General features: G+C 71.2%; 14 protein-coding genes. 4 read left to right on the forward strand and 10 right to left on the reverse strand.

The genetic code is table 11. The features are described 5' to 3' along the window. Positions 1-229: 229 nt before the first annotated feature. Together NJQ99_RS01620 and NJQ99_RS01625 are read left to right on the forward strand one after the other, a co-directional pair. Positions 230-871 carry a FecR family protein gene (locus tag NJQ99_RS01620; protein WP_269331056.1) on the forward strand — a complete coding sequence of 214 codons (642 nt, stop codon included), beginning with the start codon at positions 230-232 and terminating at the stop codon, positions 869-871. After that, positions 868-2703: a CHASE2 domain-containing protein gene (locus tag NJQ99_RS01625; protein ID WP_269331057.1), complete on the forward strand. Its 1836-nt coding sequence runs from the start codon at positions 868-870 to the stop codon at positions 2701-2703. Before NJQ99_RS01620 ends, NJQ99_RS01625 begins: the two co-directional genes overlap by 4 nt. A 33-nt stretch (positions 2704-2736) precedes the next feature. Here NJQ99_RS01625 and NJQ99_RS01630 read toward each other — a convergent pair whose 3' ends face one another. Together NJQ99_RS01630 and NJQ99_RS01635 are read right to left on the reverse strand one after the other, a co-directional pair. After that, positions 2737-3534 (reverse strand): enoyl-CoA hydratase-related protein, encoded by a 798-nt coding sequence (locus NJQ99_RS01630; RefSeq protein WP_269331058.1) that lies wholly within the window; start codon positions 3532-3534, stop codon positions 2737-2739. A gap of 36 nt (positions 3535-3570) precedes the next feature. Continuing rightward, positions 3571-4446: a DMT family transporter gene (locus NJQ99_RS01635; protein WP_269331059.1), complete on the reverse strand. Its 876-nt coding sequence runs from the start codon at positions 4444-4446 to the stop codon at positions 3571-3573. A gap of 179 nt (positions 4447-4625) precedes the next feature. Here NJQ99_RS01635 and NJQ99_RS01640 point away from each other — a divergent pair, with 179 nt between their 5' ends. Then, a complete protein-coding gene (locus NJQ99_RS01640) occupies positions 4626-4880 on the forward strand; it encodes a hypothetical protein (protein ID WP_269331060.1) in 255 nt (84 codons plus the stop codon). A gap of 31 nt (positions 4881-4911) precedes the next feature. Here the strand turns inward: NJQ99_RS01640 and NJQ99_RS01645 are convergent, their stop codons facing one another. From NJQ99_RS01645 to NJQ99_RS01665, 5 genes are all read right to left on the reverse strand, one after another. Next, complete coding sequence (locus NJQ99_RS01645; protein WP_269331061.1) at positions 4912-5325, reverse strand: hypothetical protein; 414 nt, start codon at positions 5323-5325, stop codon at positions 4912-4914. After that, positions 5322-6248, reverse strand: coding sequence for a non-homologous end-joining DNA ligase (gene ligD / locus NJQ99_RS01650; RefSeq protein WP_269331062.1), 927 nt, complete (start codon positions 6246-6248; stop codon positions 5322-5324). The genes NJQ99_RS01645 and ligD overlap by 4 nt, the downstream gene beginning before the upstream one ends. 2 nt (positions 6249-6250) lie before the next feature. Then, positions 6251-6841 (reverse strand): DNA polymerase ligase N-terminal domain-containing protein, encoded by a 591-nt coding sequence (locus NJQ99_RS01655; protein WP_269331063.1) that lies wholly within the window; start codon positions 6839-6841, stop codon positions 6251-6253. Positions 6842-6896: 55 nt separating this feature from the next. Next, on the reverse strand, positions 6897-7703 hold the full coding sequence (locus NJQ99_RS01660) for an SDR family NAD(P)-dependent oxidoreductase (protein ID WP_269331064.1): 807 nt from the start codon (positions 7701-7703) through the stop codon (positions 6897-6899). Positions 7704-7890: 187 nt separating this feature from the next. Next, positions 7891-8586, reverse strand: coding sequence for a PEP-CTERM sorting domain-containing protein (locus tag NJQ99_RS01665; RefSeq protein ID WP_269331065.1), 696 nt, complete (start codon positions 8584-8586; stop codon positions 7891-7893). A 327-nt stretch (positions 8587-8913) separates the two neighbouring features. On the opposite strand from NJQ99_RS01665, the gene NJQ99_RS01670 reads away from it, so the two are divergent. Beyond that, positions 8914-9984 carry an Acg family FMN-binding oxidoreductase gene (locus tag NJQ99_RS01670; protein ID WP_269331066.1) on the forward strand — a complete coding sequence of 357 codons (1071 nt, stop codon included), beginning with the start codon at positions 8914-8916 and terminating at the stop codon, positions 9982-9984. Here the strand turns inward: NJQ99_RS01670 and NJQ99_RS01675 are convergent. Genes NJQ99_RS01675 through NJQ99_RS01685 form a run of 3 tightly spaced genes read right to left on the reverse strand, consistent with a single transcriptional unit; the run spans position 9951 to position 12753 of the window. Beyond that, on the reverse strand, positions 9951-10808 hold the full coding sequence (locus NJQ99_RS01675; protein WP_269331067.1) for a glycosyltransferase family 2 protein: 858 nt from the start codon (positions 10806-10808) through the stop codon (positions 9951-9953). The genes NJQ99_RS01670 and NJQ99_RS01675 overlap by 34 nt on opposite strands. Beyond that, a complete protein-coding gene (locus NJQ99_RS01680) occupies positions 10805-12466 on the reverse strand; it encodes an ArnT family glycosyltransferase (RefSeq protein ID WP_269331068.1) in 1662 nt (553 codons plus the stop codon). The genes NJQ99_RS01675 and NJQ99_RS01680 overlap by 4 nt, the downstream gene beginning before the upstream one ends. Beyond that, complete coding sequence (locus NJQ99_RS01685; RefSeq protein WP_269331069.1) at positions 12463-12753, reverse strand: lipid-A-disaccharide synthase N-terminal domain-containing protein; 291 nt, start codon at positions 12751-12753, stop codon at positions 12463-12465. The genes NJQ99_RS01680 and NJQ99_RS01685 overlap by 4 nt, the downstream gene beginning before the upstream one ends. Positions 12754-12798: the final 45 nt, after the last annotated feature.

The raw sequence follows: 12798 nt of genomic DNA on the forward strand, positions 1-12798 counted from the left end.
GGCTTTCGGGGCCCCGCATGGTTGGAATGCGCCCCCGGCATCGGCGCCGGGCATGGGCGCGGGCTGGCCACGGGGGCGGTGCGCCTGTATCGTGCCGGGGTGCCTGAAGCCCGCCTGCATGGTGCGGGGGCGTGCAGGCAAGAGGGGAAGAGAGATGACCGAAGCCCTTTTCCGGGGGTGCCGGTTGCGTGGTCTGCCCCCGGTTATCCGTCTGTCCGCAGTCGCAGGAATGTTCGGCGCGTTCTTCGGGGCGCTGGTCCTGGGCCTCGGCGGTGCCATGCCCGCGCACGCGCAAGGGACGGCCGCCCCGCCCGTGACGGGGCAACTCGTCCATGTCGAGGGGGATGTCGCGCTGCTGCGCCCCGGCGGCCAGGCGCCCGCCGTCGTCGGCACTGCCGTGCATCGCGGCGACCGGATCAGCACCGGCGCGGCCGGGCGCGCGGAGATCCTGTTCCTCGACGGCGCACGGCTGCGCGTGGGCCATGACAGCATGCTTCACCTGACCGGCGCGCGCCGGGGCGCCGCCCCGCGTCCAGGCGGCCTCGTCCGCCTGTTCGAGGGCGTGGTCCGCATGGTGATCGATGCGCGCGCGCCCTCCGCGCACGCGGTGGCGACACCGACGGCGATTGCGGCGGCCCGCTCCACCGCCTGGCTCGTGCTGGCGGAGCCGGAGACGAGCGCCGTTTTCGTCAGTGCAGGCAAGGTCGAGGTGCGGGGCCTCGCGGGGGGCACGTCCGTCGTCCTCGCGCATGGCGAGGGCACCGACGTGCCGGCGGGCGAGCCGCCGCAACCGCCCAAGCGCTGGGGCCAGAAGCGCATCGACGCCGCGCTTGCCCGGCTCGGCCTCGGGCCAGTGCCCGGCCGGCAATGATCCGGGCGCTGGGGGCGGGACTTCTGGCCGCGCTGGTGGCCGCCACCGCCCTGCCGGTTCAGGACCGGGTGCCGGTGGTCGCCGGACTGGAGGAGATGACGCGGGACTGGCGGTTCCGCCTGCGCGGCCCCCTCGCGCCAGGCGGTGGCGTGCTGATCGTGATGATCACCGACGAGACAGCGGCGTCGGCAGGCGGCTGGCCCTTGCCGCGCGAGGTGCTGGCGCGCGCGGTGAGCGCGCTGCGCGAGGCGGGCGCGGCGGCGATCGGAGTCGACCTGCTGCTGGTGGACGAGGGCGGGCGGACGGCCGCCGATGCCAGGCTGATGGAGGCGCTGGCACTGCCGGCCCCCGCCGTGATCGCCGTCGCGGCGGAGGCGGGCAAGGCGTCCGCGCTTTCGGCCGATGAGAGCGCCGGCCTGCTGGCCGCGTCCTACGACACCGTCTATTGGCCGGCGGACGCGGCCCCAGGGTCGGTGGAGGCCGCGCCCGTTTCCTTCCTCCTGCCGCTGGCACCGTTCCGGAATGCGGCACGCCTCGGCCATGTCATGCTGGACATGGGCGCAAGCGGACAGCCGCGCGCGATGCGCCTCGCCATACCGCTCGGCGCGAGTTTCGTCCCCGCACTCCCGGTGGAACTGGTCCGCATGGCGAAGGGGGCAGCACCCGCCGACGTGACAGTCTTGCCGGGCGAGGGGATCGACCTCGGCGGCTTGCGGCTGGAGGCGGCACAGGACTTCCGCGCCGGGATCAACCTCCTGGGTGGTGCGGGGCATGTCGAGACGGTCACGCTGCACGCGCTGCTCGACGGCGCGGTCGACACCGAACGCATCGCCGGGCGCGCGGTGCTCATCGGTACCAACGTGGCGGCGGTCGGCGACAGTTTCGCAACGGCCTTCGCGCCGGATGTGACGGGCGTGGAGGTGCTGGCAACCGTCACCGACAATCTGCTGACCGGGCGCGCCCTGCGCGAGGGCACGGCAGCGATGGGACTTGGCCTCGTGGTGATCCTCGCGGGCGCGGTGCTGGCGGCGGCGGCGGGCTGGTGGCTTCCGGGCCGGTGGGCGGCGCTGGCTGCGGGCGTGCTCGTTCTCGCGGAGGGCACGGTGGCGCAGATGGCATTCACGAGCGCGTACCTGGCCGTGCCGGTCGTGCTGCCCGCGCTTGCGACCGCGCTCGGAGCAGGCGGGGGGGCCGCGCTCGCCGCCGTGAACCGCGCGCGCGGCGGGCAGGCGCAGCCCGCGCGCGAAGGCCGGCAGGTCGCGACGATCATGTTCGTGGACATGGCGGGTTCGACGGCGCTGGCCGAAAGCGCGGCGTCCGACGTTGCGGTCGACCGGCTGCGGCGCTTTCACCGGATGACGGAGCAGGCCGTGCGCGCCGCGGGCGGGCGCGTGGAGAAGTACATGGGCGACGGCGCGATGGCGGTCTTCGCGCAGGCGGGCGGGGTGCATTCGCCGCCCGTCGCGGCACTGACGGCGGCCTTGCGCCTGTGCCGCCAGGTCGAGGCGTGGAACGTGGTCGAGCAGAAGAAGGGCGCGGTCCCGGTCGGCATCCGCATCGGCATCCACGCGGGGCCTGTCACGGTGGCGCGTCTGGGCGGCGACGACCTGCCCGACGTCACGCCGACGGGCGACACGGTCAATGTCGCAAGCCGGCTGGAAGCGCTGGCGAAGGAGGAAGGAGCGGTCATCGCCATCTCCGACGCGGTCGCGGCGGAGGCGCAAGGGCACCCGCGCGCCCGCCGCCTGCTCAAGGGCTTCCAGGAATTGCCCCCGCAGCAGATCCGCGGCCGGCAGGGGCTGCTGCCGGTGTGGGTCCGGCGGACCGGCTGAGACACCAGGCCCCCAGCCCGCAGACCCGGGCCCTTAGCCCTCTCCCGGGTACCACGCGGGCTTGCGCTTCTGCAGGAAGCTTTCGAGCCCCTCGGTCGCCTCCGCGCCCGTGCGCGTGCGGGCATGGAACTGCGACAACCGGTCCGACAGACCTGCATCCACCAGCGCATTGCCAAGCTCAAGCGCCAGCGCCTTCGTCCCCGCGATGGCCTCGGGACCCGCCATCAGGAAGGCGTCGATCACGGGCGCGGCGGCAGCGTCGAGCCCGCCTTGCGTGCACACCTCGTCGACGAGGCCCACCTCGCGGGCGCGCGCCGCACCGAACCGCTCGCTCGAAAGCGCGTAGCGGCGCACGTTCTTGAGGCCCATGCGCGCGACGAGTTGCGGCAGGATCGGGGTGGGCACGAGGCCCCAGCGCGTCTCGGTGATGGCGAAGATCGCATCCTCGGACGCGACGACCACGTCGCAGGCCGCGACCATGCCGGTGCCGCCGCCGAAGCAGCCGCCGTGAACGAGCGCGATGGTAGGCTTTGGCAGTTCGTTGAGGGTGCGCACCGCCTGCGTCGTGGCGCGCGAGATGGCGAAGTTCTCCTCCTGCGTCAGGTCCTGGTTCGCGCGCACCCAGCGCAGATCGGCGCCGGCCTGGAAGTGCTTGCCCTCGCCGCGGAGCACCACGACGCGCACCTTCGGATCGCTGGCGGCGGCCTCCACCGCGGCGGCGAGGCCTGCGATCATCTCGGAATTGTAGGCATTGTGCACCTCGGGCCGCGACAGCCGGACGGTGGCGACGCCGCGGGCGTCGACCTCGGTCCGGACGGTGTCTGTGGTCATGGCTTTTCTCCCTTGTTTCCGTGGGGATGTGCGCCCTCAGGACGCGACGAGCAGCACGACGCCCGCGACCGTCACCAGGATGCCCGCCAGCAGCCAGGCGCCGAGCGTCCGGTCGGCGAGGATCATCCGGTTGAGCGCCAGCGTCACCAGCGGATAGCAAGCGACCACGGGCGCGACCAGCTTGACCGGGCCCAGTGTCAGCGCGCTGTAGAGCGCGAGCAGTGCGCCGCCGTTGGCGAGCCCCACCGCCACGAACCACAAATCCGCGCGCCGCCGCGGCAGGCGCGGGGGCACGCCCCGGCTCGCCGCGATACCCAGGATCACGCCCGCCGAGACGAGATAGGCAACCGTCGTGGCCGCGAACGGGTTTGGCCAGTCGATCAGACCCAGCTTCACCATGGGCTGCGCCAGACCGCGCACGAGGGCGGCCGCGACCGGCAGGAGGAAGGCCCAGAGCGGCACGCCCGGCAGCGACGTCTTGCGCCCGCCGAACAACATCATTCCGCCGACGCAGACGGCGGTGAGGCCGGCAAGCTGAAGGAGGCTCGGCCGTTCGCCCAGCAGCACCGCGGCGATGGCGACCGCGAAGGCGGGCGAGACATTGCCGAGCGCGCCCGTCAGGTTCGGCCCGATGCGCCGGTTCGCCGCGAAGGTCAGCAGCGTGACCGCCGCCGGGAAAATCAGCCCCGCCGCGACGAACAGCAGCACGGCATGCGTGTTCCATTGCCCGAGGTCGATGGTTGCGGGCGCGATCAGCAGAAGGACGGCGGCGGTCGTCGGCACGCTCATCGACGCGCCCTGGATCGGCGTCATCTCGAATAGCCCGCGCCGCGTGAGCACGAGGCCGAGGCCGAAACAGAAGGCAGCGCAGAGGGAGAGCGCGAAGAGCAGCGGATCCATGCGCGCGAGCATAGCCGCGCCCGGGCCACCGTACAGTGCCGGGTAGCCCCCGCCGCGCGGGAAGCACCCATGCACGCAAGGCGGACAGGGGGGACGGGGCAGGCCCGCCCCTTGATGCGGGTCAAGGCGCGCGCGGACCGTGCCGGCCAGCCTGACTGCAAGATCCGGAAAACGGAAAGGGAGCGAAGGCCATGACCCCAGCAGACGAGAGCGCGAAGCCGGCGGCGGCGTCGGATATCGTAGCCCTGTGCCGCGACATCGCGGACTGGAAGGTGGCGCGCATCCTCGACACCGGCGCGAGCGTCGCCGACCTCGAGGTGGCGGTGCATTATGCGCAAGGGGAAAGCGACGTGCTCGGCGCCGCGCGCGTGCCGCTGGAGGGGCGTGCGGCGGCGGTCCACGCGATCCTGGTCGCCGACGAGGATATCTGGGGCGAGGACGTCTAGGGCGATGACCGGGCCTGAGGGCCGGGGCCGCTCAGCGCCCGAGCCGTGCGCGCAAGGCCGGGATCAGCGCGAAGACGACCTGGCCCGCGAGCCCGATGCGGGCGGCAGGTTCGGCATAGACCGAGAGATGCTCGGCCAGAGTCCGCCCGAAGAGCCAGAGCGACAGCGCCGCCTCCAGCGCCATCAGAACGGCGAAGGCGAGCCCGCCCATGGCAAGGCGCGGCGCGGCGCGCGGCGGGACGGCGAATCGGCGCGCCGCGAACCCCGCCGCGGCCCATGAGATCGCGAGCATGACCGGCACTTCCGCCGCGACCGCGCCCGTCTCCCCCAGCGCAGGCACGAGCAGCAGCACGCGCACGACGCCCATGGCGAACCCGGCGGCAAAGACGAGCGCGACATAGAGAAGGCCTGCGCCGATCCAGCGGGCGTGGGTGGTGGCGCTCATGGCGGGGAAAGCTCCCCCGCCCGGCGCACCAGCGCCGATGCGCCGGTCGCCGCGTCCGCGATCCTGGCCCAAGGGTCGTCCTTGGCTCCCAGCCTGCGGAAGATGTTGGCGATATTGTATTTCTGCGGCGTCATGCCGGACGACAGCGCCTCCTCCCAATCGAGTGGGGTCGCGAGCGGTGCGCCGGCCCGCGCGCGCACTCCATAGGGCGCGACCGATGTCTGCCCATAGGCGTTGCGCGCAATGTCGAGGTAGACGCGGCCGCCGCGGTCCTTCTTGCGCTGCGCATTGGTCAGCGTCTCCGGATGGCGGGCGGCCAGAACCTCGCACATCTGGCGCGCGGCCTCGCGCACCGTATCGAAATCCTCCGTCCGGTCGAGCGGGACGACCACGTGCAGCCCGCGCGAGCCCGTCGTCTGCACGAAGGGCGCGGCGTCCATCTCCTCCAGCATGCCGCGGACCCACCGTGCCGCGTCCTGTACCTTCGCAAAGTCGCCGTCGGAGGGGTCGAGATCGAACACGAGCCGGTCAGGCCTGTCGATGCGGTCCACGCGCGACAGGCCGAGGTGGGGCGTGATCATGCCCTGGTTTGCGAGGTAGACCAGGGTTGCCGCCTCCTCGATCACCACATGGGTGACGGTGCCGTCCTCCTTCTCCAGTTCCGCCCGGGCGATCCAGCCGGGAAAGTGATCGGGCGTGTGCTTCTGGAAGAAACCGTCCTCGCCGATGCCGTCCGGGTAGCGCTCCATCGAGAGCGGGCGGCCCCGGTAGTGCGGCAGCGCCACCTCCGCGATGCGGGCGTAATAGTCGCCAAGGTCGCGCTTGGTGATGCCGTCTGCGGGGAAGAGCACCTTGTCCGGGTGGCTGAGGGCGACCTCGCGCCCGCCGGCCACGATGACGGCGCCATGGTCATCGCCAACCATGCTCAGCCCTCCCCCTCTTCGCGGGCGATCTCGTCGCGCGTGCGCCCGCTCAGCACCGAGCGCGGCTCGGTCGAGACCGGGTTGCGGCGCGCGTCCGCTTCCGCGTCGTCCATCTTCACGAGCAGCCAGCGCGCGTCCTTCCCCTCGCCGGTGCGCTGCAGCGCATAGCCGCCGGTCAGCTTGCGGCCCTTCAGCCAGACGAGGAAATGGCCGTTTGCAATGGCGCGCGCGGCGGGCACTGTCTTGCCGTCCTTTTCCGTGATGTTCTCGTAAGGCCCCTTGTCCCAGACGAGCACGGTGCCCGCGCCGTATTCGCCCTCGGGGATCACGCCCTCGAAATCGGCGTAGGCGAGGGGGTGGTCCTCGGTCGGGATGGCGAGGCGCTTCTCGCACGGGTCGGTGGAGGGACCCTTGGGCACCGCCCAGGACTTCAGCGTGCCGTCCACCTCGAACCGCACGTCGTAGTGCAGTGTGCTCGCGTCGTGCTCCTGGATCACGAAGACCGGATCGCCGCCCGATGTGCTCCCGCGCCCGGACTTCGGCTCGGGCGTGCGCCGGAAATCGCGCTTGTCGTCATAGTCGCTCATCCGCATCCACCGCTTGCCAGATGCTCCCGCCGGAAAAACGCAGGAGAGCCCTTTGTGCGTTTCAGCTGACCTTGAGCGTCAGGCCCCCGTCGACGACCATCTCCAGCCCGGTCACGTAGCGCGCCTCGTCGGAGGCGAGGAACAGGCAGGCGTGCGCCACGTCCCAGGCGTCCCCCATGTGACCCATGGGCACCTGCGCATCGCGGGCGCGCCACATCGCCTCCACGTCGCCCTTTCCATATGAAGCGGCGAGACCCGCGGAATGTTCCACCATCGGCGTCTTCATCAGCCCGGGCAGGACGGCGTTCACGCGGATGTTCTTCGGCGCGTACTCGACCGCCGTCGTGCGGGTCAGGTGGTTCATCGCCGCCTTGGTCGCGTAATAAGTGGCGTAGGGCACGCCGGTGTAGCGGATCGAGGCCACGGACGAGATGTTGACGATGGAGCCGCCGCCCTGGGCCTCCATCACCGGGATCACATGCTTCATGGAGAGGTAGCAGCCCTTGAGGTTCACGTCGAAGACGCGGTCCCAGTCGTCCTCCGGCAGGTCGACGACCCCGCCGACATGGGCGAGCCCGACATTGTAGTCGAGCACGTCGATGCGCCCGAAGGCGCCGGTGCAGGCCGCGACCATGGCGCGGATGTCGTCGTGGCTGGAGACGTCGGCGCGCACTGCCTCCGCCGTGCCGCCTTCGTCGCGGATGATGCGGGCGGTTTCTGCCGCGGCATCGGCGTTCACGTCGGCGCACATGACGCGGGCGCCTTCGCGCGCGAAGAGCACGGCCGCCGCCTTGCCATTGCCCCAGCCGGGCCCGATCGAGCCCGCGCCGACGACGAGCGCCACCTTGTCCTTCAGCCGTTGGCCCATGATCCTCAGTCCTCCCCCGGTTTCATTGCGCCGCACGGCTCCGCCGCGGGCGTGCCGCCACCGCATCTTGCGCCGGAGCGGCCGTAGAGGCAAAGCCCGGCCCCGCACGCGAACGCGCGAGCGGATGCGAAAAGGGGGCCGCCATCGCTGGCGGCCCCCTTGTCGGTCGTGTGTCTGCGTTTGGGCGTCAAGCCGCCGCATGCGCCTTGCGGCGGGCCGCAGCGGCAAGGCCGAGGAGACCGATGCCGATCATCGCGAGGCCGGCCGGCTCCGGAATGGCCTGCAGGTTCACGTTGTCGATGCCGCGCACGCCGCCGTCGGCGGCCGTGCCCCGCATCTGGAACGCGATCGCATAGGCCGCGTACTTGCCGTCCAGGTCCGCAATCATCGGCGTGCTGCTGGTCCAGACGTCGCTATAGAGGCTGAGCGAGGCCAGAACCACCACGTCCGGGCCGCTGAACCAGGGCGCGAACGGGCTGACCGATCCCGCGGCCGTCAGGCCCAGGATGTAGGCCGTGCCGTCCGTGGTCGGCGGCTCCTGCTTGATGAAGTCGAAGGTCAGCTGAAGCTGCGTCGCCCCCGCCGGCACGACGGCCGAGGAGATTCCGTAGTACAGCAGGTTGGTGTGGTCGCCCGTCGGCGGATTCAGGTGACGCGCATAGTCGCCGTCGCAGGGGGCGACGCACTCAGCGCCGCTGGTGATGCCCCAGCGTGCCGGCGCGCTCGGCAGGTCGAGCCACATGTTGAGGTTCTGGGTCGGCGTCAGCGTCGCCTGCGAGATCGTCGCTGCCGTGAAGTCTTCGTCCACGAGGACGGTCGCATGCGCCATCGATGCCACCAGAAGCCCTGCGGACAGGGCAAAGGCGCCGAAAATCTTCTTCATGATCCGTACTCCCAATTGATCCTTTTTCTTCTGTCCGTTGTGCAACTGGGCGAAGTGATTAACCATGGTCGCAAGAAGTGGGCCACTTGGTTCGGGGCGGAAAATTGAATATGTGGCAATGGGTTGGCCTATCCGCCACCGCGATTTGGGCGGAAGGTGGTGTAAGCGTGGGTTAACTATTGTTAATTTTCTGGACGATGATTGCTTGCCTGCATCCGGCGCGGGCGATGGGCATATCCGCGTTGGCTGCATCGCCGGGTGATGCAGATCATGGCGGCGCCGGGCCTCGTGCCGCCACGCTCCCGCAGGTTTTCCGAGGAGGTGCCGATGTCGCGACAGGATTATGCTGCTGCCGCCGCTGCCATCCGTACACCCTTGCGTGTCCCGGCGGGAGGCGGGCTGGACCTGGAGGAACTGGTCCGGCTCGGCACGCTGGCCGCCAACAGCCACAACACCCAGCCGTGGACCTTCTCCCTGGAGGCTGGCGCCATCCTGATCCGGCCCGATCCCGGCCGCCGCTGCCCGGTGGTCGACCCGGACGATGCCCACCTGTGGCGCAGTCTGGGATGCGCGGCAGAGAACATCGTGCAGGGGGCGCAGGCCTTTGCCCATGCAGCCAGCGTGTCGGTGGACGGGGAGGTGCTGCGGATCGATTTCACGCCGGCCGAGCCGCGCGCGCCGGATGCCCTCTGTCTCGCGATCCCGCGGCGGCAATGCGTCAAGACGGCCTATGACGGCCGGCCGGTCCCGGCGCACCAGCACGACCTCCTGCGGCAGGCCGGGACGGTGGGGCTTGCGCGGGCAGTGCTCGTCACGGACGCGGACATGCGGGCGGGGATCGCCGACCTCGTCGCCGAAGGAGACCGCGCGCAATTGGACGACCCGGCGTTCCGGGAGGAGCTGACCGGCTGGATGCGGTTTTCCGATGCCACGGCGATCCGGACGGGCGATGGCCTTTCGGGCCGTACTGTCGGTCAGCCGGCGCTGCCTGACTGGCTGGCGCGGCCACTCGTGGGACTGATGCTGTCAGGCAAGGCGCAGGCGCGGACTGACCGCCGCAACATCGAAAGCTCTCCAGTGCTGGCGGTGATCGTCGCGGCTGGGGAGGGACCGGAGACCTGGGTCGACGCAGGCCGCGCGAGCGAGCGCTTCCAGCTCCAGGCCACGGCGCTCGGCCTCGCGAGCGCTTTCCTCAACCAGCCCGTGGAGGTGCCGCATCTCCGGCCGCGCTTGACGGCGTTGCTGGGACTTGCCGACGAGACGCCCCAGCTCATCCTTCGCGCGGGGTACGGTCCCGAGATGCCCTACAGCCAACGCAGGCCCGTGCGCAGCGTGATCCGTGCGCCGGGGGCGGATCCGGCGCGTCAGGCGCCGCCTGCCTTGCCCGCAGGCGATTGAGCCCGCAGGGTCCGCAGACCAGGCGTTGCAGGGGGCCGGGTGTCCTCGGCGGCGGCAAGGGGCACAGCCGCCGCAGGCCGTACGGCCTCGACCCGTGGCAGGCGGCGACGGCGCATTAGCCAGGCGGCGCCCGCAAGGTCGACGATGCCGACAAGGGCACGCTGCAGATTGCCGTACTTCGACCGCCCGGCCACGCGCGGACGGTGGGCGACGTCGACGGTCTGGACGCGCAGCCCCTCGCGCTGAACCATCGCCGGCATGAAGCGGTGGATATGGTCGAAATAGGGAAGCATCAGGTAGACCTCGCGCGGGAAGGCCTTGAGCCCGCAGCCGCTGTCCCGCACCCCGTCCTTCAGAAGCCCGCCGCGAATGGCGTTGGCGAGGCGGGAGCCGGCCTTCTTCCAGCCGGTGTCGCGCCGTCCGACACGCTGCCCCTGGACGAGACCGAGCGTGCGGTCCGGTGCGGCGCAGAGAAAGGGCGCGACCAGGCGGGGAAGTTCTGCCGGGGGGTTCTGGCCGTCGGCATCGAGCGTCGCGACGACCGTCCCCCGCGCGGCGTGTACCCCGGTGCGGATCGCGGCCGACTGGCCGCACGACGCGGTGTGGCGCAGGCAACGCAGGTCCGGCATGCGCCCGGCGAGTTCGGCAACCCTGCCGGAGGTGTCGTCGGTGGAGCCGTCGTCGACCACGACGATCTCGTGGCGGATGCCGGACAGCGCCTCCGCGATCTCGGCGATCAGGGTGCCGATCGACTGGGCTTCGTCCCTCGCCGGGATGACGACTGTAACTTCGAGGGCGGGAAAGCGGGGGGAGACGAGCGTCATTGCGGCGCGGATCCTTTCTGCGGTGGCCGTGCGGCATCTGGCACGGGCCACACACGGTAGAGGCGCCCGCGGAAATTGATCTCGCGGACGGCCGGCCAGCCGGGCGACATCCGTTCCGCGCGGCCGATCACGGCGCCGCCGGGGTGCGTGGCGGCCCAGGCCGCGATCTCTCCGGGGATGCGCAGTTCCGCGACCGGGCTTGCGAGGCGGCCGGAGAAGGTGAACTCGCCGTGATAGTCCCCGCCCGTGTAGGCAAGGCCGCCGGACGCATATGGCGCCGCCGCCTCTGCCAGAAGCGCGCTGTCATAAACGGTGCGGAGGGGCGTGGCCGCCACGGCGTAGAAGATCAGCAGCGTTCCGGGCGCGATCAGGGCCCATGCGGCGAAGCGGCTCGGCATGGCGAGGACGGCGGCTGCGAGTGCCGCGAGCAGGCCGAGCGCAAGGGCAACGGACGCCGCATCGACGGTGAGACCTTCCTCCCGGGCATGCGGGACGAGCCCCAGCAGCACCGCCGCTGCCCCCGCCACGATGAGCAAGGCGGGAACGAGCGGCAGGAGCCGCCATCTCTTTGGTTCCGCGGCAGAGGTGTCTGCCGTTCCGGGCCAGGCGCGCGCCAGCAGCAGGGCGAGCGCGGGCAGTTCGGGAAGCAGATAGTGGATTTGCTTGCCGCTGATCAGGCTGAAGGCGAGGAGGGCCGCCCCCGCCCAGACGAGGCAGAACCGGACGGCTTCGTCCCGCAGCAGCGCCCTGGAGCCAAGCGCGCGCAACACGGCCGGCCGCCAGCCCCAGGGCCACAGGAAGGCCGGCAGCAACGCCACGAAGAACCAGGCCGGCTCGCGGTGCGCGAAGGACGAGACCATGCGGTCGGCACTCTGGTGCCAGAGGATGGCGTCCCGATACTCCGGCCCTCCCCACACCGCGGCCGGAACCAGCCAGACCGAGACGAGGCCGAGCCCGAAGAGGAAGGCAAGGCCGACGCCGCGGTACCAGGTCCCGGCCGCGGGCCGGGATGCCGTGTCGCGCCAAAGGGGGGCAAGGAGCGCGACGGGCATCACGTGGAGAAGAATGACAGGACCCTTGGCGAACGCGCCCAGCGCCAGCGCGGCGCCGACGCCCAGCCAGCCGAGGCGGTCCGGCGTCCTCCGCTGGCGCGCTAGGCCGATCATGGCGAGCAGGGTCGCCGCGGTCAGCATCGCGTCGAACATGGTGAGCGAGGCGAAGACCAGGAACACGCCGAGGGTCGCGAGGATCCAGGGCGCGCGCCGTGCGGCTCCGGGGATCTCGGGCCAAAGGATGCGGGCGAGCGCGCCCGTCAGAAGCACCGAGAGCACCCCGAAGGCGGGGCCGACGAGACGGGCGGCAATCTCCGACACGCCCGCGACGGACCAGGCGAGGTCGATCAGCCAGAACAGGAGGGGCGGCTTGTGCGTGTAGACGGCGCCGTTGAAGTGAGGCACGAGAATGTGCCCGTCCCGCCACATCTCCCACGCGACCGCGACATAGCGGGTCTCGTCGACCGGCAGCAGCGGACGCACCGCGATGCCGAGCACGGCCAGGCCGGCGAACACGACGCCGGCGGCGGCTGCTGCCGTGGCCAGCGCGGCGCTGCGTCCGGTCCCGGCCAGCGGCCGTGGGCCCGTCTCCATTGCCGTGCTCATGCCGCGACCTTCCCGCGCGCATCTTCGCGGCGCCGGCGTCCGATCAGCACGAGATTGCGCAGATAGATGACCAGGCCGAGGCCCTGCCCCGCGATGAATACGGGGTCTTCGCGCCACAGGGCATAGGCGAACAGCGTGGTGCCGCCCGCGATGCTGAACCACCAGAAGGCCAGGGGCACGATGCTTTCGCGGCGCATTTCGCTCGCGATCCATTGCACGAGGAAGCGCCCGGAAAAGAGTGCCTGCCCGACAAATCCGATACCCAGCCAGAGCTGTTCGCCCGTCATCTGCATCCGTCCAACGGGGAGAACCCCCAATGGCAGCCGGTGTAA

The sequence above is a fragment of the Futiania mangrovi genome (assembly GCF_024158125.1).
GTDB lineage: Bacteria > Pseudomonadota > Alphaproteobacteria > Futianiales > Futianiaceae > Futiania > Futiania mangrovi.

Excerpts from the sequence above, each read along its gene's own strand:
- NJQ99_RS01620 (WP_269331056.1), top strand. The coding sequence starts at position 230 with ATGTTCGGCGCGTTCTTCGGGGCGCTGGTCCTGGGCCTCGGCGGTGCC.
- NJQ99_RS01625 (WP_269331057.1), top strand. The coding sequence starts at position 868 with ATGATCCGGGCGCTGGGGGCGGGACTTCTGGCCGCGCTGGTGGCCGCC.
- NJQ99_RS01630 (WP_269331058.1), bottom strand. The coding sequence starts at position 3,534 with ATGACCACAGACACCGTCCGGACCGAGGTCGACGCCCGCGGCGTCGCC.
- NJQ99_RS01635 (WP_269331059.1), bottom strand. The coding sequence starts at position 4,446 with ATGCTCGCGCGCATGGATCCGCTGCTCTTCGCGCTCTCCCTCTGCGCT.
- NJQ99_RS01640 (WP_269331060.1), top strand. The coding sequence starts at position 4,626 with ATGACCCCAGCAGACGAGAGCGCGAAGCCGGCGGCGGCGTCGGATATC.
- NJQ99_RS01645 (WP_269331061.1), bottom strand. The coding sequence starts at position 5,325 with ATGAGCGCCACCACCCACGCCCGCTGGATCGGCGCAGGCCTTCTCTAT.
- ligD (WP_269331062.1), bottom strand. The coding sequence starts at position 6,248 with ATGGTTGGCGATGACCATGGCGCCGTCATCGTGGCCGGCGGGCGCGAG.
- NJQ99_RS01655 (WP_269331063.1), bottom strand. The coding sequence starts at position 6,841 with ATGCGGATGAGCGACTATGACGACAAGCGCGATTTCCGGCGCACGCCC.
- NJQ99_RS01660 (WP_269331064.1), bottom strand. The coding sequence starts at position 7,703 with ATGGGCCAACGGCTGAAGGACAAGGTGGCGCTCGTCGTCGGCGCGGGC.
- NJQ99_RS01665 (WP_269331065.1), bottom strand. The coding sequence starts at position 8,586 with ATGAAGAAGATTTTCGGCGCCTTTGCCCTGTCCGCAGGGCTTCTGGTG.
- NJQ99_RS01670 (WP_269331066.1), top strand. The coding sequence starts at position 8,914 with ATGTCGCGACAGGATTATGCTGCTGCCGCCGCTGCCATCCGTACACCC.
- NJQ99_RS01675 (WP_269331067.1), bottom strand. The coding sequence starts at position 10,808 with ATGACGCTCGTCTCCCCCCGCTTTCCCGCCCTCGAAGTTACAGTCGTC.
- NJQ99_RS01680 (WP_269331068.1), bottom strand. The coding sequence starts at position 12,466 with ATGAGCACGGCAATGGAGACGGGCCCACGGCCGCTGGCCGGGACCGGA.
- NJQ99_RS01685 (WP_269331069.1), bottom strand. The coding sequence starts at position 12,753 with ATGACGGGCGAACAGCTCTGGCTGGGTATCGGATTTGTCGGGCAGGCA.